Origin of the sequence: Methylotuvimicrobium alcaliphilum 20Z, from assembly GCF_000968535.2 — a bacterium.
GTDB lineage: Bacteria > Pseudomonadota > Gammaproteobacteria > Methylococcales > Methylomonadaceae > Methylotuvimicrobium > Methylotuvimicrobium alcaliphilum.
The window spans coordinates 3958018-3976065 of record NC_016112.1 but is presented as its reverse complement, the minus strand read 5'-3'; the positions used below and the strand labels follow the sequence as shown (position 1 = coordinate 3976065).

The window sequence follows — 18048 nt, the reverse complement described above, 5'->3', positions numbered from 1 at the left end:
GTTATAAATAACTTCCCTATTTTTTGATTTAGGGTAGGCAGATTCGGTAACTCGCTTGACAGGTGTCGGCGGCAGGGAAAGCCGCCGCCAAGCCTACAAGGATGTATTTACGGCGTCCTGTCAAGCGAGTTACCGAATCTGCTAGAAAGCTCATGATTCTGGGAAGTTATTTGTCACGAAATCCTTAGCTGGTTCGGTGGACAGTTTGACGGTCCACCGCAGGCTTTAATTATTTCTTAATACGATCAATGATACGTTGGTAGGCTTCGGTCAGTTCATCGGCAATGACTTTGGTCGCCGATATTAATTCCTCGGTTGTTTCCTTGGTATCGTCTTTGATTTCTTCGGCTTTGTGTTTTAATTCGGCCCATTTTTTTTCGGTATACTGCCATTCGTCTTTCGCTTCCTTGCCGGCAAGATTTAATTGAACAGCGATTTCATCGCGTTGTTGTTTGATTTTTTCGGATAGGCTTTCCAAGTCTTTCAAAAGGTCCATAGTATTCTCTCCTCATTGTGTTGTCGTCGTTTTTTGCGCTGGAGAAGTGAGCCCGGAAAAAAGACCGAGCAGTCGGTACGTATAGGTGGCTCGGGTTTTTGTTAGCAATCTGAGTATAATCCAATTCTTCTAGGGTTTGGGAATGAATTTTAAAAGAAGAAAGGTGAAAGGTGAAAGGTGAAAGGTGAAAGGTGAAAGGTGAAAGGTGAAAGGTGAAAGGTGAAAGGTGAAAGGTGAAAGGTGAAAGGTGAAAGGTGAAAGGTGAAAGGTGAAAGGTGAAAGGTGAAAGGTGAAAGGTGAAAGGTGAAAGGTGAAAGGTGAAAGGTGAAAGGTGAAAGGTGAAAGGTGAAAGCGGCGTAGCCTGGATGGAGCGTAGTGCAATCCGGGGAGGTTCGAAGCCACGCCATTTCCGTACTTCGCTATGCTACATTCGGTTTGTATGTGTTTACAGCGGGATGCGCATGGCAGCAATTCCCAATTTGAGGATAAAAAAAGGGTGTGGAGCATGCTTGGCGAGGATGTCGGCGGCAGGGAGCCGTCGTCAAGCCCCCATGGACGGGTTCACGGCGTTCCTCGACAGGCATGCTCCACACCCTAAATTGCGAAAATATGTTCAAACTGAGAATTACTGATGCGCATGGGGTTGAAACGGAAAAAATCCTAATGACTAACGGGAAGTTTACTCAATGCCGATGCAGGGCGTTGGCCGATAATGAGCGATTTATCATCACTTATTACCGACTATGAAACAGTTACTGATTATTCTATTCAATTTCCTGATTTTTCCTGTGGCTGCCTTGGCGCACGGACCGACACCGCAAAAAGCCAAAGAGAGTATTACCATCGAGGCGCCGGCGGATAAGGTTTGGAACGCGGTCAAGCAATTCGGTTCAATCGCGGATTGGCATGACGATATACAAAAAAGCGAGGGCGACGGTAAGCACGAATCAGGCGGCAAGCGCACGCTGACTTTTACCGACGGCGAACAACTCGTCGATGAGCTCGATTATTACAGCGACGAAAACCGCGAATACAGTTACCGCCTGAACAAGGAGAATATCAAGGCGCTACCGGTCAGCTCCTATTCGATCGAACTGCAAGTTGCTCCGGGCGAGAGCGATAGCAGTAGCATCGTGACCTTGAAAAGCCGGTTTTATCGCGGCGATACCGGCAACACACCACCCGAGCATTTGAGTGACGAAGCGGCGGTCAAAGCGATGACACAGTATTTCAAGAACGGTTTGGCCAGCCTGAAAAAGGTTGTCGAAAATTGATGTTCATAAAGTAGGCTGCGATACTGTGCTCGGCTCACTTAGTCTTGATCAATGCGGTTTTTTCGATGACCTAGGGTCATTGATATGAACTTGTCCAATTGTTTCGGTTTTATTGATAATGCCCTAAATTTCAGGCATGGAGGGTTTAAGGCGTGTCGTGAGTCAATCCAGAGGGGCGTCAGACCGCTAAGATTTCTGAAAATGCTGCTTATGCTGATAGCCAAAATCAGTTTAATCGCGATAGGTTCGTTATTTATTCGACGATTCTGTTATGTCTTTGTTGTATGTGACGCGCATTGTTGCCTTCGATACGATTGATCTTCGCTATCTGCTCGGGGGAGGCTTCGATGATGTGCTTCAGCACGAACCAATTGACCGATTCGGTATAGGGCGGCGTGGTCAACGAGCCTTTGTAGTAGTAGAAGTTGTTGAATTCTCTGTTGATATTTTCCATGAATAAATCTTTTAGATGAACCGAGTCGTGCTTGATGTAGGTTGTCTCGTGTTCATGAGCGGGAATGCTGTCCAATACTTCCTGAATGAACGCATTTTTCTTGCCCATCTTGAACAGCACGCCGATGATCAGGTAGTGCGGTATTTCTGTCTCATCTAGCGGCGGCGCGTAATTGACGATATGCATTTCCATCGGAAATGTCACGCCGTCAGGGCAAACGCATTAAAATTACATTCCTAACAGCAATTTAGCGCGGTAGCGATCGTTCCAGGCGGCTTTGAGTCTTTTCTTTTTCATGCTGAGTTTAGATTCCTCTTGCTGGAACAGATTGACACAGATATGCCGGATGGTGGTCATAATCGCGGCGGCATTACCTTTTCGAATTCGGTTGTCATCTTCTCGAAAGACCACGTCTAAGCGCCAGTGCAATTGGTTTTCAATACCCCAGTGATGGCGCACAGCCCGCGCAAATAGCTGCGCATCGGCTTTAATGCTGTTAATGAAACAACGCTGCTCGATTGTTACTTTATCGCCGATGTGGCATTCGCGCTCCACGAAGCCAATGCTGCGTAATTCTTTCCAGAGCTCCGTTTTCGGGAGCGTACAAAGCTCCTCGGTAATCCAATAACGGCGGGTTTCTAAACGCCCATGGTCGTTGTCGATTTCTTCGTGATAAGCGTATTCGACGTGGTTAAAATTCGCTTGCTTGGCCGTGTTGAAAAAATCCTCGACGGCTTCATGCAATTCGCCTTGATTGCCTTTCAGGCCCAAACAGTAATCACCGCCTTGATCGACGATTTGCTCAGCAATCGTGCGCTGGCAGCCCATGGCATCAATGGTCACAATACAACCTTTGAGTTCTAGCAAAGCCAATAGCTTCGGGATTGCGGTAATTTCATTCGACTTTTCTTCGGTCGCTTCTTGGCCGAGCACTAATCCATTCGCACAACCCCAGGCACTGACCATGTGCAACGGATTTTGGCCGCGTTTGCGGTCATGCGAACGGCGTGCGGTTTTGCCATCTATCGCAATCACTTCATCGGGTATCACTTCGCGAATGGCGTTCACCCAATCTATAAAGCAACGTTGAAATTCTTTCGGTGACAATCGAGAAATGACATACGCCAAGCAATCATGCGATGGAATGCCATTCTTTAACGGTACAAACTGCCTTAACCAATCTAATTTATTATGGCCAAACTCTTCAATGGCTTCCCAACCCTCAGCACCGCTTAACGAGGCGCAAACAGTGAGTACAATGATATCCATCAACTGATGAAGTTTCTTACGTTCAATTCGGGGATCAGTCACGTTGGAAAAGTGCTTAATTAAACTGCAGTCCGTTGGTAACATACGCAAAATTCCGATACGATACCTCTAAACTCTATGTTTTAACAGTATTTTTAATGCGTTTGCCCTGGTCACGCCGTCGAGTAAATGCTCGGAAGGCGTATGAAAATGCAGTTGTCGAAACCTATAGATTTTGCCATCGCTTTGAATTGTGCTGCCCGGTGTGAAATCGACCTGAACGGTATGTCCGAGGTTTTCGACTGCGCGGAAGTGATCCTGAAAGTGCAGCGTGATACGATGCCGACTGCTTTCGCCGACTTCGCCGGTCAATATGTTTATCGGAGATTGGATGTGTCCGTGATCGAGGCCCGGCAGTGCATAGTAGGTCTTTTCACGAGCTTCGGTACAGTCGGTCTTAGTTGGATGGCGGTCGGTAGCGCAGGCGCTTACCAATAAAGTAATTGCCGCTCCTAGGGATAGTTTCAATGGCTGTTTTAGTAAGGGCATAGTGACCTCATTCCGATTTGATAAGTTGTCGATAATGCCGGTTTTAGTCGCATGAGGTTCGTATTTGAGGGTTTAGGTTGTGTCGAGTCGTATTCAATGCATTATATACTCATCGTAGATGAAAATTCGGCCTCGGGGTTGCCCGTCAAAGGGCGCCGTAAACTCAGCACCTAAATTCCATAGGTCTTTGGCAATGATTCAAAATCATGGCTTATTTAGGTGTTGGGTAAATAACTCCATGTAGGCTCCATGCTGCCCCTCACCTCGCGCTAGGTGAGGGGCAGAACACCCCAAGTCCTCCTCCGGCACTGCCGAAATTTGAAGTGCGAAAGTATAATTTGATTATCATCAATTAAATTCGAGAGAAACCATAGAAGCTAAAACCAAAACCGCACGACTGACCGTTCTGATCGACCCGGACAAGAAAAAAGCCTTCGAACAATTATGTGCCTCGGTCGAGATAGAAATCTAGCGCACGCCTGTTTTAGGCCAATAACTTTCTCTGTATCCGTCGTTTCCGATTTCGTGGCAAACGGTTATCAGACCATGCAGCATGTTTCCAAAAGCCCCCCCCCCTGCAATCCCGGACGGTCAGATTTCCCGGATCCGGTTGCGTGGGCTAATAATATCAACGCAATCTGAATGAGAATAAACGTTAAGATGAGTGTAATTGTATACTGAAAATTCTGTCAAATTAAGTCTGCTTCGGCGTTTTAGATTAGTGCGCCAGGTTGTCGATGATACCGTGCCGGCTAGCGAGTAGGGTCATCTCGGCGACCGATTTGACGCCGAGTTTGTCCTTGATCGCCGTACCATGGTTGCACACTGTCTTGTAGCTCAAACAGAGTTTCTCAGCCGCTTTGCGCGTTGTATAGCCTCTAGCCAATAAGCAAAACACGTCGAATTCACGCGGCGACAGTTGCCTGATTTGTTCCGATTCGTCTTTTTCGGAGGCGATATTAAAGGCTAATTGTTGGGCCAGTTCGGGTTCGACATAGCTGCCGCCGCCGGCGATTTGGCAGACCGCCGCGACTAGCGTCTCGGGAACGCTGTTTTTAGTGATGAAGCCTTTGGCTCCGGCCTTGATCGCTCGGGTCACATAGACCAATTCATTGTGGATGCTAAACACTAAGATTTTGCAATTCGGATCGCGCGCCATTAGACGTCTTATGCTTTCGAAACCGCCGATGCCGGGCATAGACAAGTCCATCACGACAATATCCGGTTGATACTGAGTGTAGAGTTGGCAAGCGGTTTCGCCCTTGTCGGCTTCGTAAATATCGCCGATTCTATTCGACAGTGAAAGGTAGGTTTTGTAACCGGCCCTAACCACGGCATGGTCGTCCACCAGCAAGACATCGATCTTATCCGACACGTTGTTACTTCTCCATACAATTAAATCGGGAATAATGTCGGATATTAAACAGTAAAGCCATGGGAGCTTTTCCTGAAATAAACATGCGGGATATATTCCCGGTTTTTTCTTAGCGTTTTTCCCGAGTTCTATGTGCCGTATTCCGTAACGTCGCGTACCGCTCCTTCCGTATGATTACCGTCCGTGCGCTGCCCTCTATGAATGATTCGTTATGCGCCTTGATCAAGCTAAGCCGGTTGTAACAACAAACACCGCGATTATTAGAGGGCCGCGCCGACATTATGCGATAAATCAATCTGGAGGAATTATGCAACACCATAAAAAACGCGAACTCTGGGGCGCGGCGGCATTAGTGTCGAGTGTCTTGCTGGCCGCGTCACAGCCGGCGCAGGCCAATCAAGCGTTAGATAAGTTGTCTAAACAAAATACCAATTGGGTCATGCAGACCAAGGATTACAGCTCGACTCACTATAGCGAGTTGTACGATATCAACATTACGAATGTACAAAACCTGAAGCCGGCCTGGTCATTTTCAACCGGCGTTCTGAACGGTCATGAAGGCGGTCCTCTGGTCGTCGACGGCATTATGTATGTACACTCGCCCTATCCGAATAATGTCTTTGCGATCGATCTGAATAACCCCGATAAAATTCTGTGGCAATTCAAACCTAAGCAAAACCCGGCCGCACGCGCGGTGGCTTGTTGCGACGTTGTCAACCGCGGCTTGGCTTATGCGCCGCAAGGCAAGGATTATCCGGCGACTATCTTTTTGAATCAGCTTGACGGACATGTCGTCGCATTGAATGCGAAAACCGGCGAACTGCTATGGAAAATGGAAAACTCCGACATCGCGATGGGCTCGACGCTGACTGTGGCGCCGTTCGTCGCTGAGGATAAAGTCATCGTCGGCACTTCCGGCGCCGAATTAGGGGTTCGCGGATACGCGACCGCCTACAACATCAAAGACGGCAAACAAGCCTGGCGCGTCTATGCGACCGGTCCCGACGAAGACATCAAGCTGTCGAAAGACTTCAACAAGGCCAATCCGCATTACGGGCAGTTCGGTCTGGGGCTGAAAACCTGGGAAGGCGATGCCTGGAAAATCGGCGGCGGTACGAACTGGGGTTGGTATGCATACGATCCTGACTTGAGAATGCTGTACTACGGATCGGGTAACCCAGCGCCCTGGAACGAAACGATGCGTCCCGGCGACAACAAATGGACCATGACGATCTGGGGCCGCGATATCGAGACCGGGGAAGCGAAATTCGGCTATCAAAAAACGCCTCACGACGAATGGGATTATGCCGGCGTCAATTACATGGGGCTGTCCGAGCAGAAGGTCAACGGTAAGATGACCAAGTTGCTGACCCATCCGGACCGTAACGGTATCGTCTATACGCTAAACCGCGAAAACGGCGACCTGGTCAACGCGTTCAAGATCGACAACACAGTCAACTGGGTCAAGCATGTCGATTTGAAAACCGGACTGCCGGTACGCGATCCTGAATATTCGACACGCATGGATCACGAAGCGAAAGGCATCTGTCCTTCGGCAATGGGTTATCACAACCAAGGCATCGAGTCCTACGATCCGAACAAGCAATTGTTCTTCATGGGCGTCAACCACATCTGCATGGATTGGGAGCCGTTTATGTTGCCTTATCGGGCCGGCCAATTCTTCGTCGGAGCGACGTTGAACATGTATCCGGGACCGAAAGGCACGTTAGGTCAAGTCAAGGCGATGAACGGCGTGACCGGCGAGTTCGAATGGGAAGTTCAGGAGAAATTCGCGGTTTGGGGCGGCACGACCGCAACAGCCGGCGACTTGGTCTTCTACGGCACGTTGGACGGCTACATCAAGGCCTTGAACTCGAAAACCGGCGAAGAACTATGGAAATTCAAGCTGCCTTCCGGCGTGATCGGTCATCCGATTACCTATAAACACGAAGGTAAGCAATATGTCGCGATTTATTATGGAGTCGGCGGTTGGCCAGGTGTCGGCTTGGTCTTCGATCTGAAAGACCCGTCTGCCGGTTTAGGCGCGGTCGGTGCGTTTAAGGAGTTGGCGCATCACACCCAAATGGGCGGCGGCGTGATGGTATTCTCGTTGTAATAAATGAGGCATGAATGTCGGGTTACGTCTCTTACCTAACGCTAGGCGAGGGCTAGCCCGGCCTACATAAAGAGGGCTAAATGAAACAATTGAATGACATTTTGACTGCGTTGGCTATTGGCTTGGCTGTGTCGGCTTCGGCTCATGCAAGCGAAGAGCCTCTGAAAGTGTGTAATGCTGAAAACGAAATGCCTTATGCGAACAAAAAAGGCGAAGGCTTCGAAAATAAGATCGCACAAGTCGTCGGCGAGGCGCTCGGGCGGCCGATCGAATATGTTAATTGGACCGATGCGCGCTATTTCGTACGCGATTATTTGGATAAAGGTTTGTGCGATGTTGTGATCGGCATGGATACCGGCGACCCGCGCGTGCTGACGACCAAGCCATATTATCGGTCGGGTTATGTCTTCATCACTCGGGCGAAGGACGGTTTGGATCTTCATGGCTGGGATAGCAATGCATTGATGAATGCCGAGCGCATCGCCTTTATTCCGGGCACCCCGGCCGAAGTGATGATGCGCAAGATTGGACGCTACAACGACCAATTCAACTACATGCATGAACTAGTCGGCTTCAAGTCGCGCCGGAACCAATATGTAAAATACGATCCGGCGAAGCTGGTCGGCGAAGTCACCTCTGGTAATGCCGAAGTCGCGGTGTTGTGGGGGCCTTCCGCTGCTCGCTATGTCAAGGAATCCGCGACGCCTCTGACGATGGCGGTCATTCCGGACAATAACGTCCGCGCCGACGGCGAGAAAGTCGGTTTTCACTACAGCACCTCAATGGGCGTGCGCAAGGAAGATACTAAATTGCTCGAACAGTTGAATCAGGCGCTGGCCGAGCGCCGTCAAGACATCGATCGAATTTTGAGCGCCGAGGGCATACCACTTGTTTCGAAACCCGCACCGGCGTTGGCATCAAAATAAACAGGAAAAGATAACAATGAAATTAACACAACTACTGGCCGGTATTTTGGCCGGAACGGCTTTGATAAGCACTGCGGCCCATGCCGAAATTACCTTGCGTAATGCGATTACCGGCGAACAGCTGGATATGAGCTTCGCTAAAAAAGGCGGCGATACCGAAGCGTTCAAGCAGTTCATGCAAGACGGAAAGAATCCTTATAACGGTAACGAAGAAGTGATTGCTGAAGGGGAAAGTCTTTATATGACCGGTTGTTCAGGTTGTCACGGCCATGAAGCGGAGGGCAAGCTAGGCCCGGCTTTGGCCGACGACTACTGGACTTATCCTAGCGGAGAGACCGATAAGGGCTTGTTCGAAATTTTATTCGGCGGCGCGCAAGGCATGATGGGGCCGCAATATGTCAACTTCAACACCGATGAAATGCTGAAAATCATGGCGTTCATTCGCAGCATCTACACTGGCGATACTAGTAAAGCCAAATGGCTTAAATAAAACAGCGAGGTTAACACGATGAAAAAAACATTATTGCTTAGTGCCGCAGGTTTCGCGGTTTCTTTGTCGTCTTCCGTCATGGCCTACGACGGAACTAACTGTAAGGAACCCGGTGTTTGTTGGGAGCCGAAGCCGGGTTTCCCCGAAAAGGTAGCGGGTAGTAAATACGACCCGAAACACGATCCGAACGAACTGAATAAGCAAGCGCAGTCGATCAAAGAAATGGAAGCCCGCAATCAGAAACGAACGGAGCATCTGTCTAAAACCGGCAGGTTTGTTTATGACGTAGAAGAAATCAATTAACCTAAATTCGGCAGTTTAACCATGAAGTACATGAAGTACATGAAGGATTTCAAGGAATTACCTAAGCATTCTCGTTAACCTTTTTGGTGAGCGAAAATTCTCTACAAACGAGTAATAAGTTATTGAATTAACTTCCTATTCTTCATGGTGAAATGCTTTTTATAGGATTAATAGCTTTATGCATTCTTGTTTTATGCGCATGCATACAAGCAAGAATACTTATCGGATTTGATGACCGATATGACTCCCCCTCGGAATCGGCGACATCTCGATGCCGCCGATTCCATCGTGATCTTTGAAGACTAATATGACTTCGCCCCTGAAAGCTGCAGGCTGGATGGGGCCTTTTTTATCTCTGCCATGACAGACAAATTACTGAACGATTGGCGCGAAAAGGCGCTGCAATTCGAGCAACAAATCAACCGAGTCGTGATCGGCCAGCAAGAAGCGGTTCGAAATATCGTGATCGCGGTATTCGCGCGCGGGCACGTCTTGCTCGAAGGCAATGTCGGCGTCGGCAAGACCACCTTGCTGCGCGCGGTCGCGCAAGGGCTCGGCGGACAGTATCAGCGCATCGAGGGTACGATCGATTTGATGCCGGCCGATCTGATTTATTACACGTATTTAAACAGTGACGGCAAGCCTTGCGTCGACCCGGGGCCGTTGTTGAAACAAGGCGAGCAACTCTCGACCTTCTTTTTTAACGAAATTAACCGCGCCCGGCCGCAGGTGCACTCGCTGCTGCTGCGCGTAATGGCCGAACGCAGTGTCGGCGCATTCAATCGGGAATATCTTTTTCCACATATTCAAGTATTCGCGGACCGCAACCGCGTCGAAAAAGAAGAAACCTTCGAATTGCCGGCCGCCGCACGCGACCGCTTTTTGATGGAAATCGGCATTGAGACGCCGAATGACGATACCGTTTTGGATGATTTGATGTTCAACCAGCGCTTTCACGATGTCGATGCCTTGGTCGGCGAAATCGACAGTAGCCTAATTCCTTATTATCAACTCAACGAATGGGCCGTTCAGATTCAACAAACGATCGAACCGAGTCCTGCATTGCGGCGATACGCGCTCGATCTATGGAAGGCGGCTGCCGAGCCCGGCCGATACGGGATCGGTCTGAGCGATGTCGATATGTCTCAATTGATACAGGCGGGCGCCAGCCCTCGGGGCATGAGTTATCTGATACGCGCCGCGAAAGTCCGTGCCTGGCTCGAGAATCGCACGGTATTGCTGCCCGAGGATGTCCAAGCGGTTTACCGGGTGATAATGGCGCACCGCATTTTTCTGAATCCGATCATGGCCTATCGCAAAGACGAGTTGATGCCCGAATTGATCGACAGGATTTTGGAGGCGATTGCCGCGCCTTGAGGGTTTGGGAAGCGGTAAGCGATAAGCGGTGAAAGAAGAAAGGTGAAAGGTGAAAGGTGAAAGGTGAAAGGTGAAAGGTGAAAGGTGAAAGGTGAAAGGTGAAAGGTGAAAGGTGAAAGGTGAAAGGTGAAAGATGAAAGATGAAAGATGAAAGATGAAAGATGAAAGATGAAAGATGAAAGATGAATGGAGTCCTTTGTGGGAGCGATCCCCAGATCGCGATTTCGAAGCCGGTAAGCTTGGGCGACAATAAACGATATCGAAGTCGCATTGGCCAAGCTTCCTCGTTCCCAACGCTCCAGAGGCTGTGAAAGTATTGGCAAATACATCATAAAAAATTTATTCACCATGAAGAACATGAAGGCAGTGAAGAAAAATCCCCCAAAGTTAATAGCCTAATTCTTCATGTAACTTCATGCTCTTCATGGTTATTTCATAATATTGAATACTTTCACAGTCTCTCCAGCGTGGGAATGCAGACCGGTCTTGCCTCGGCAGCTAATGTATGGGTTTGCACTGATGACCCTGGGAACCGGAAAAACAATAAACAAGTTAACTAAGCAACCCGATGAATTATAAAAAATGGATCGAATCGGCTGTGCCGAAGGCCGGCGTCAGTCATTTAGTGGAAATGTATTTGACTTGGTCGGGCGTGGGCTTTGCCGGAGCGCTGATCGCCAGCGCGCTCGATCATTATTCGGCGGTGCCTTATGCCGCGTACTTCACCGGCGCCGTGAACGATGCAGTCGGTTACCGTTTTTGGGTGCTCTTGGCCGATATCGGTTTGTTGTTTTTTTGTTTCAGCCTGCCGTTTCTCTTCATGACGCGCTATTTCGGCGCCGTCGAAAAAGTCGCCGGTCCCTTGCAACGTCTGACCTACACGTTTTTCGTCGTAGCCTTCGACGAGGGCGCATTGATGATCGGCATCTTGTTCGCGAACTTGCTGCATGCTTCCGATAAAACCGTCTTGCTAGCGAGCAAATCGTTTTTATTCAGCGATGTCGGCATTTTTACAATTCTGGTGCTGATCGTTCTGAATTCGGCGCTCTGGATGTTGGGCGAGTCCATTTTCAACCGCGACGATAAAAGTTTTTCGGGCGTCGTACAAATGCTGATGACTGCGCCGGTCAAATACACCGCTCCGGGATACTGTTGTTTCACCGGTATCGCGGTTTATCTGATCGTGAGTCAATGAGATGACGTTAGCGATAGAGACTTTCCACTACCGTTTGGCGCACCCGGGTTATTGCGCGATTCCCGGCGCTCATCCCGGTCAAATGGTCGGTAGCGGACAGTTATTCAAGCGGCATGAGTCGTTGTTGGCAAGTCCCGATCCGAGGCGTTTGGATTTACGGGCCAGTCTGCTCGATCCGTTCAATCATTACCGGGTCAAGGTCTTTCAACAGCACAGCAAAATCGACGTGCTCGTGATCGCCGATCTGTCCGCGTCGATGTCCATTCCTGGAGGGGCCACGAAATTACAGATCGCGGCAGACTTTTTACTGTCTTGTGCGCAATCGGCTTTTGAATCCGGCGACAATTTCGGTTTCATCGGCTGCGGACATGGTATCGAAAAAAAATGGCTGTTTCCGAAAGGCTTACGCATGGGCCGCGTGCAGGAATTGGCTCGGGATTTGTCTCGCGTTCGAAGCGGGCAGGGCGGCAACGGCCTGTTTCAGGTCGAGCCTTATTTGCCGCTGCGGCGGTCCTTGGTCTTTCTGCTGTCGGATTTTCATTTCGATCTGAATCGATTGTCGCGTCTTGCCGGTCTCTTCGGCAGGCATGCGGTCGTGCCGCTCGTGTTGTGGGATCCGGCCGAATATGCCGACTTGCCGGAGTGGGGCATCGTCAAGTTTCAAGACAGTGAAAACAGGCGTACCCGGACCTTGCTGATGCGCCCCGGGTTGAAGCGGAAAATCATCGAGGCTTACGAGCAGCGCCGAGATAGGTTACGGCATGGGCTCAGGTCCAAGGGTGCGGAACCGGTTTTTATCGAAGGTCGTTACGAAGCTTCGGCATTGACGAATTATTTTCTGCAGAGAGTGGTGTGAAAGATGAAAGGTGAAAGGTGAAAGGTGAAAGGTGAAAGGTGAAAGGTGAAAGGTGAAAGGTGAAAGGTGAAAGGTGAGAGGTGAGAGGTGAGAGGTGAGAGGTGAGAGGTGAGAGGGGCAAGGGGCATAAAGGTGTCGCGCCCCACAAGGGCCTGATGCTCTGTGGGAGCGATCCCCTGATCGCGATGTCATTGCCGAGAACGTTACTGTGAAAGTTCTTAGATTTGGACTCTTTATCTAATTTTTCGATATGCAAAAGGTTAGCAACGAAAATGCCGTACCCTCCCCACAACACGCCCGAACTTTCATTTGTTGGGGCGATGGCCGGGCCTTCATGAACGTTAGGTGACAATTAATGGTATCGAGGTCACATTGGCTAAGTTTACAAGAGGGTATCTATAACTAATGAATAACGATGAGCGCTGCGCGTGGGAAGTCATGCTGAGGTTGATGTTGTTACTGGGGGTCTTGATCAGCGGTTGTTCCGGATCGTTGGAACAGTCGGTCAGTCGCTTCGAGTTTTTGACGCCGAAGCCGTTCGGTTATGTCATCGGCGATGAAATCGCGCATCGTATCGTTATCGATACGCGCTCCGGCATCGAATTGAATGGCAATACCTTGCCGAAGCAGGGCGAGTTGAATAGATGGTTGACGGTCAACCGGGTCGAACATTCGCAAAGCAAGACCGGCCAAGGCATGCGCCATGTTGTCGATATACGGTATCAGGTTTTTTACGCACCGCTCGAAGTCAAGATGCTGGCGATTCCGGGGTTTTCGATCACCTTTAATCAACGAGGGCAAGCGATCGAGCAAGCCGTTCCGTCTTGGCATTTCACGATTTCGCCGTTACGCGAATTGGCGGTCCGGAAAGACGATGCCGGTGAATATATGCGCCCCGATGCGCCTCCGGCCCGCTTGTCGAATCGCGAAACCGTGAGTCGTTTGTATGCGAGTCTATTGATCGTGCTGCTGAGCGCGCTTTATCTGGCCTTTCTTTACGGCTATCTTCCGGGCTTGCCGAGACGCGGTATTTTCAAGCGGGCTCAGCGGCAATTGGCGCGCTTGCCCGAACGGGATATCGCATCGGCCTTGAGCGTGGTTCATCATGCACTTAACACATTGAACCGCAAGCCTTTGTTTCAACACAAGCTGAATGAGTTTTATCGAAACCATCCCGATTATCGTAAATTGGCCGATGAGTTGAATGCTTTTTTCGAGGTGTCCAATCGCTATTTTTTTGCCGGTTACGGCGATATCGGGCGGGACGATTTCGGCAAGATAGAGCGTCTATGCCGCTTATGCCGTGAAGTCGAGCGAGGCGGCCGGTGAGCGATATCGCTTTCGAAACGCCCTGGGCTTTGGCAGGGTTGTTGTTGATGGTGTTTCCGTTGCTTAAGACCGGAGCGGCACCTTCGGCCTATTCATGGCTCGCGATCGTACCTGCCGACTGGCTGTCCGGTTTGTTGGCGTTGCTCTTACGCGTCATCGGGATGTCGGTCGTCGCGGCCTTATCGCTTGGGTTGTCCGGCGCATATTTGAAGGAACAAAAAGTTGAGCGCATCGGGCACGGCGCGCATATCGTGTTGTTGCTCGACCGCAGCCGCAGCATGGACGATACCTTCGCCGGTAGGGCGCCGGACGGTTCGAACGAATCGAAATCGGCAACGGCCCGGCGCTTGTTGACTGAGTTCGTCGAAAAACGCAAGCATGACCGGATCGGCGTCGCGGCGTTCAGTACCTCGCCGTTGTTCGTGATGCCGCTGACCGAAAATAAACAGGCCGTGCAGGCGGCGATTGCCGCGACGGCCGCGCCGGCTTTGGCTTACACCAACATCAGCAAAGGATTGAGTCTGGCCGCGTCGTTTTTCGAACAGCAGCCGTTGACCGGTTCCCGGATATTATTGTTGATTTCGGATGGCGCGGCGGCGATCGACCCCGACAGCGAGCAGGCCTTGAGACAGTTGATCAAGCAACAGCAAATCCGCTTGTATTGGGTGTTTTTGCGTACCGAAAACAGTCCCGGCATATTCGATGTGCCCGAAGATCTTAGAAACGATAACAGCGATGCGATGCCGGAGCGTTATCTACATTTGTTTTTTAAGAGTCTCAATGTGCCTTATCAGGCTTACGAAGCCGAAAATCCCGATGCGGTGCAAAAGGCGATAGCCGATATCGATACCTTGGAAAACCGACCGTTGCATTATTTCGAGCGGATTCCGAAACAGGATTTATCCGGATTATGTTATCGCTGGGCCGTCATTTTAGTGTTGTTGCTATTGGTTTTGAAAAGTTGCGAGGTGCGAAGATGAAGGTGTCGTTACGGCAAGGTGTGGGTTGGTCGTTGTTTGCAGCCGCTTGTTTGTCGGTCATTGTCCAGCTCTGGACTTTAAATCGAATCGAACGCGAAAACGCATGGATAGCAAAATTGTTGTCGGGTCATGATATCGCCATCGAGAAGGTGATCGGCGCACAGCCCGAGGTACGCCTGGCCCGCGCGATTTATCTGAGACAAATGCACCGTTACGACGAGGCGTTAGCGACCTTGAATTTGATTATCGACCAGGGCGGGCCGGTATTGCAAACCAAAATCCGTTATAACCTAGGTAATTTATATCTGGCGCAAGCGGTTGAGCAAACCGAGGCGTTAAATTTCAATGAAGCTTTACCGCTGGCCGGGCTTGCCAAGCAAGCCTATCGTCAGGCCCTGGCCTTGAACAGTGGCTTTTGGGATGCGAAATACAATCTCGAAGTCGCCATGCGGCTGTTGCCCGAAATGAACCGCGTCAACATCGGCGATGACGGACCCGAGAGCAAAAAGTCGAAGTTATGGACGACGGTGCCGGGATTTCCTCGCGGTTTGCCTTGAGTTGGTTAGTGGTCAGCAGTTAGCGGTGAGCTGTGGGCGTTGAGTAGGTGGTTGTGAAGTGTGAATGGTGAGAGCGGCGTAGTTTGGATGAAGTTAATCGGTGGCGGTAAAAAGCGGCTCGGGCGTTAATTAAACAATAGGTATCGAATTTTATGTATTCACGACAAACCTTCAAGGATTACCGTTTTTGGTGTCTGGCTGCGGCAAGCATTGCGCTTGCCGTGTTGTTCATTCACCCCCGCGAACAACGCAAAAGCCCGGTTTTTGATTTGACCTTCATTATCGATATCACGCGCAGTATGAATGTCGAGGATTACCAGGCAGACGGCCAAGCGTTGAGCCGTTTGGAGTTCGTTAAGCAAAGCTTGCGCGACTTGTTGTTGAAGTTGCCGTGCGAATCGAAAGTCGGATTGGGCGTTTTTACCGAGCGGCGCTCGACGGTTTTGTTCGAGCCGGTTGAGGTGTGTTCGGGGTTTGCCGAGATCGATGTCGCGATTGCAGCGTTGGATTGGCGCATGGCCTGGGCCGCCGATAGCCGAATCGCCAAAGGATTGTTGAATACCTTGGAAATGCGCCGAGACAGCGGCAGTCGTTTGGTATTCATGACCGATGGCCAGGAAGCTCCGCCGGTCAATTCGCGCTATAGGTCGGATTTTTCAGGCGTTAAGGACTCCTTGAAGGGCTTGCTGGTCGGCGTCGGCGGCATGGAGCCGGCGCCGATACCGAAATACAACAGCCGGGGTGAGCGGGAGGGGTTTTATAATGCCGATGATGTGCCGCATCGTTCGACTTTCGGTCTGTCCAATTTGAACCCTGAAGAAATCGAAGGTTACAACGCCCGCAATGCCCCTTTCGGTAGCGAAGCCGTGGCCGGTAACGAACACCTGAGTTCTTTGCATGAAGCTTATTTGCAACAGCTAAGTGCCGAAACCGGTTTGCAATACCATCGGTTGACCGCTAGTCAACCGCTCGTAGAAGCCCTGCAAGCCGCCGATTTGGCCGAACAAAAACAAGTCGAAAACGATGTCCGCTGGCGCGCGGCGCTTGCCGCATTGGTTTTGTTGTTGGCGGTGTTTGTTTGACGGCGGTAGGTTGGTGAGAAATTGAGAAACGGGAGGGTGCGTTTCGATGATTCGTGTCTGCACATCCTTGTGCGCAGATGTTTGTCGATAGCGAGGCTTACTCGGACTTATCGCCGTCATCCGGTTTGATTTCTTCGATTACCTTCGATGTGGATTCCTGCAGGCTATCAACAGCGGATTGGGCGGCTTCCTTGGCTTTTTCGGCGGCATCTTCCGTGGCTTCTTTGGTCGCATCGACCGCCTCAGAAGCGCTTTCGGCAGCTGATTCGGCCGATTCTTTTACTTCCTCGACGGCTTGAGACCTTGTCTCGTCGGCTTTTTTCAATGCTTCTTTTGTTTTCTCTTGCGCGGCTTCTGCGGCTTCTTTGGTGATTTCCTTTACGGGTTCGGTGGCTTCGGAAACGGATTTTTTGATCGGTTTGGTTGAGGTGTCGGTTTTTTCAACTTTTGCCGTATCGTCGGAATTACCACAACCAGTTATAGCGATAAGGGTCGTTAGAATTAGTAAGGGTTTGGTTTTCATAATGCGCTCCTATCGTGTGTTAGAGGGCAGCCGCATACAGTAGAGTTCTGTCGAATGCGAGTGAAGTTTGATTCTAACGTAATCAATGGCGCAATGCATGGATTAGAATTTATTGATTTTGAATTTTTGGGGTTAGTTGAGTGTTGTCGTCTATGCAAAGCAATTGGGAATTTCGGGCAGCGAACGATATAAAATTTGATTCGCCGCCCGAAGTGTTGCTTAGAAAGTAATGATTTCTTCGCCTTCGCTGACCAGTACGATGTCGGCCGGACGCAGTGAGAAAATGCCGACCGTGATGACGCCTGGAATGTTGTTAATGGTTTTTTCCAGTTCGCTTGGGTCGACGATGTTCAGGTTATGCACATCGAGAATATGGCCGCTGTTGTCAGTCACGCAGTTTTCCCGCCAGACCGGTTGGCCGCCCAGTTTGACTATTTCTCTAGCTACGAAACTTCTTGCCATTGGAATGACTTCCACCGGTAGCGGGAATTTGCCGAGCACGTCGACGCGCTTGGAGCCGTCCGCGATACAGACGAATTTCTTACTGGCGCCGGCGATGATTTTTTCGCGGGTCAATGCGGCGCCGCCGCCTTTGATCAATTTCTTATTCGGATCGATTTCATCCGCGCCGTCCACGTAGACCTCGAGCGTGCCGACATCATTCAAATCCAGAACCGGGATGCCCATTTTTTTTAGGTGAGCCGTGGTGGCTTCGGAGCTGGATACCGCGCCTTCGATACCCGATTTCATCTCGGCCAGGCCATTGATGAAGTGGAACACGGTCGAGCCGGTTCCAACGCCGACAATCGAAACGCCTTTGACGTAATCAAGGGCTGCATAGGCTACTTTTTGTTTGAGTTCGTCTTGTGTCATAGCTTTTTTATTATTGAGTTAATGGTTGTGGTTAATGTGTGATAA

At 50.2% G+C, this 18048-nt stretch carries 21 protein-coding genes; 13 read left to right on the top strand and 8 right to left on the bottom strand.

Annotated features, from left to right (window positions below; all coding sequences use genetic code 11):
• Window positions 1-28: 28 nt before the first annotated feature.
• On the bottom strand, window positions 29-154 hold the full coding sequence (locus tag MEALZ_RS23825; RefSeq protein ID WP_269844348.1) for a hypothetical protein: 126 nt from the start codon (window positions 152-154) through the stop codon (window positions 29-31).
• Window positions 155-229: 75 nt separating this feature from the next.
• Window positions 230-496 (bottom strand): hypothetical protein, encoded by a 267-nt coding sequence (locus MEALZ_RS16910; protein WP_014149873.1) that lies wholly within the window; start codon window positions 494-496, stop codon window positions 230-232.
• Window positions 497-1239: 743 nt separating this feature from the next.
• Here MEALZ_RS16910 and MEALZ_RS16905 point away from each other — a divergent pair.
• Window positions 1240-1770 (top strand): SRPBCC family protein, encoded by a 531-nt coding sequence (locus MEALZ_RS16905; RefSeq protein ID WP_014149872.1) that lies wholly within the window; start codon window positions 1240-1242, stop codon window positions 1768-1770.
• 253 nt (window positions 1771-2023) lie between these two features.
• Here MEALZ_RS16905 and MEALZ_RS16900 read toward each other — a convergent pair whose 3' ends face one another.
• From MEALZ_RS16900 to MEALZ_RS16890, 3 genes are read right to left on the bottom strand one after another with little or no spacing between them, the layout of a single operon-like run.
• Window positions 2024-2428 carry a carbonic anhydrase family protein gene (locus MEALZ_RS16900; protein WP_223842325.1) on the bottom strand — a complete coding sequence of 135 codons (405 nt, stop codon included), beginning with the start codon at window positions 2426-2428 and terminating at the stop codon, window positions 2024-2026.
• A 24-nt stretch (window positions 2429-2452) separates the two neighbouring features.
• The gene (locus MEALZ_RS16895) at window positions 2453-3577 is read right to left on the bottom strand and encodes an ISAs1 family transposase (protein ID WP_014149870.1); all 1125 of its coding nucleotides are present in this window, start codon (window positions 3575-3577) and stop codon (window positions 2453-2455) included.
• 24 nt (window positions 3578-3601) lie between these two features.
• A complete protein-coding gene (locus MEALZ_RS16890) occupies window positions 3602-4021 on the bottom strand; it encodes a carbonic anhydrase family protein (protein ID WP_014149869.1) in 420 nt (139 codons plus the stop codon).
• Window positions 4022-4391: 370 nt separating this feature from the next.
• Here MEALZ_RS16890 and MEALZ_RS23985 point away from each other — a divergent pair, with 370 nt between their 5' ends.
• Window positions 4392-4493, top strand: a complete 102-nt coding sequence (locus MEALZ_RS23985; RefSeq protein WP_219732438.1) for a hypothetical protein — start codon at window positions 4392-4394, stop codon at window positions 4491-4493.
• A 246-nt stretch (window positions 4494-4739) separates the two neighbouring features.
• On the opposite strand, the gene MEALZ_RS16885 is transcribed toward MEALZ_RS23985, so the two are convergent.
• Window positions 4740-5396 (bottom strand): response regulator, encoded by a 657-nt coding sequence (locus MEALZ_RS16885; protein ID WP_014149868.1) that lies wholly within the window; start codon window positions 5394-5396, stop codon window positions 4740-4742.
• A gap of 307 nt (window positions 5397-5703) precedes the next feature.
• Between MEALZ_RS16885 and MEALZ_RS16880 the strand changes: the two genes are divergently transcribed.
• The 11 genes from MEALZ_RS16880 to MEALZ_RS16830 all read left to right on the top strand — a co-directional run bounded on the left by MEALZ_RS16880 (window position 5704) and on the right by MEALZ_RS16830 (window position 16607).
• Window positions 5704-7512, top strand: coding sequence for a methanol/ethanol family PQQ-dependent dehydrogenase (locus tag MEALZ_RS16880; RefSeq protein WP_014149867.1), 1809 nt, complete (start codon window positions 5704-5706; stop codon window positions 7510-7512).
• 80 nt (window positions 7513-7592) lie between these two features.
• Window positions 7593-8438 carry a methanol oxidation system protein MoxJ gene (moxJ, locus tag MEALZ_RS16875; RefSeq protein WP_014149866.1) on the top strand — a complete coding sequence of 282 codons (846 nt, stop codon included), beginning with the start codon at window positions 7593-7595 and terminating at the stop codon, window positions 8436-8438.
• A gap of 16 nt (window positions 8439-8454) precedes the next feature.
• On the top strand, window positions 8455-8928 hold the full coding sequence (gene moxG / locus MEALZ_RS16870) for a cytochrome c(L), periplasmic (RefSeq protein ID WP_014149865.1): 474 nt from the start codon (window positions 8455-8457) through the stop codon (window positions 8926-8928).
• 18 nt (window positions 8929-8946) lie between these two features.
• Window positions 8947-9231, top strand: a complete 285-nt coding sequence (locus MEALZ_RS16865; RefSeq protein ID WP_014149864.1) for a methanol dehydrogenase [cytochrome c] subunit — start codon at window positions 8947-8949, stop codon at window positions 9229-9231.
• A 360-nt stretch (window positions 9232-9591) separates the two neighbouring features.
• Entirely contained in the window at window positions 9592-10608 is a 1017-nt protein-coding gene (locus MEALZ_RS16860) for an AAA family ATPase (protein WP_014149863.1), read from the top strand.
• A 568-nt stretch (window positions 10609-11176) separates the two neighbouring features.
• Window positions 11177-11803: a hypothetical protein gene (locus MEALZ_RS16855; RefSeq protein WP_014149862.1), complete on the top strand. Its 627-nt coding sequence runs from the start codon at window positions 11177-11179 to the stop codon at window positions 11801-11803.
• 1 nt (window position 11804) lies between these two features.
• A complete protein-coding gene (locus MEALZ_RS16850; RefSeq protein ID WP_014149861.1) occupies window positions 11805-12659 on the top strand; it encodes a DUF58 domain-containing protein in 855 nt (284 codons plus the stop codon).
• A 405-nt stretch (window positions 12660-13064) separates the two neighbouring features.
• Complete coding sequence (locus MEALZ_RS16845) at window positions 13065-13988, top strand: hypothetical protein (RefSeq protein WP_014149860.1); 924 nt, start codon at window positions 13065-13067, stop codon at window positions 13986-13988.
• Window positions 13985-14968: a vWA domain-containing protein gene (locus MEALZ_RS16840; RefSeq protein WP_014149859.1), complete on the top strand. Its 984-nt coding sequence runs from the start codon at window positions 13985-13987 to the stop codon at window positions 14966-14968. The genes MEALZ_RS16845 and MEALZ_RS16840 overlap by 4 nt, the downstream gene beginning before the upstream one ends.
• Window positions 14965-15525: an MxaK protein gene (locus MEALZ_RS16835; RefSeq protein WP_014149858.1), complete on the top strand. Its 561-nt coding sequence runs from the start codon at window positions 14965-14967 to the stop codon at window positions 15523-15525. The genes MEALZ_RS16840 and MEALZ_RS16835 overlap by 4 nt, the downstream gene beginning before the upstream one ends.
• A gap of 152 nt (window positions 15526-15677) precedes the next feature.
• On the top strand, window positions 15678-16607 hold the full coding sequence (locus tag MEALZ_RS16830; RefSeq protein WP_014149857.1) for a vWA domain-containing protein: 930 nt from the start codon (window positions 15678-15680) through the stop codon (window positions 16605-16607).
• A 97-nt stretch (window positions 16608-16704) separates the two neighbouring features.
• Here MEALZ_RS16830 and MEALZ_RS20820 read toward each other — a convergent pair whose 3' ends face one another.
• Window positions 16705-17130, bottom strand: a complete 426-nt coding sequence (locus tag MEALZ_RS20820; RefSeq protein WP_014149856.1) for a hypothetical protein — start codon at window positions 17128-17130, stop codon at window positions 16705-16707.
• 219 nt (window positions 17131-17349) lie between these two features.
• Window positions 17350-18003, bottom strand: a complete 654-nt coding sequence (rpiA, locus tag MEALZ_RS16820; protein WP_014149855.1) for a ribose-5-phosphate isomerase RpiA — start codon at window positions 18001-18003, stop codon at window positions 17350-17352.
• Window positions 18004-18048: the final 45 nt, after the last annotated feature.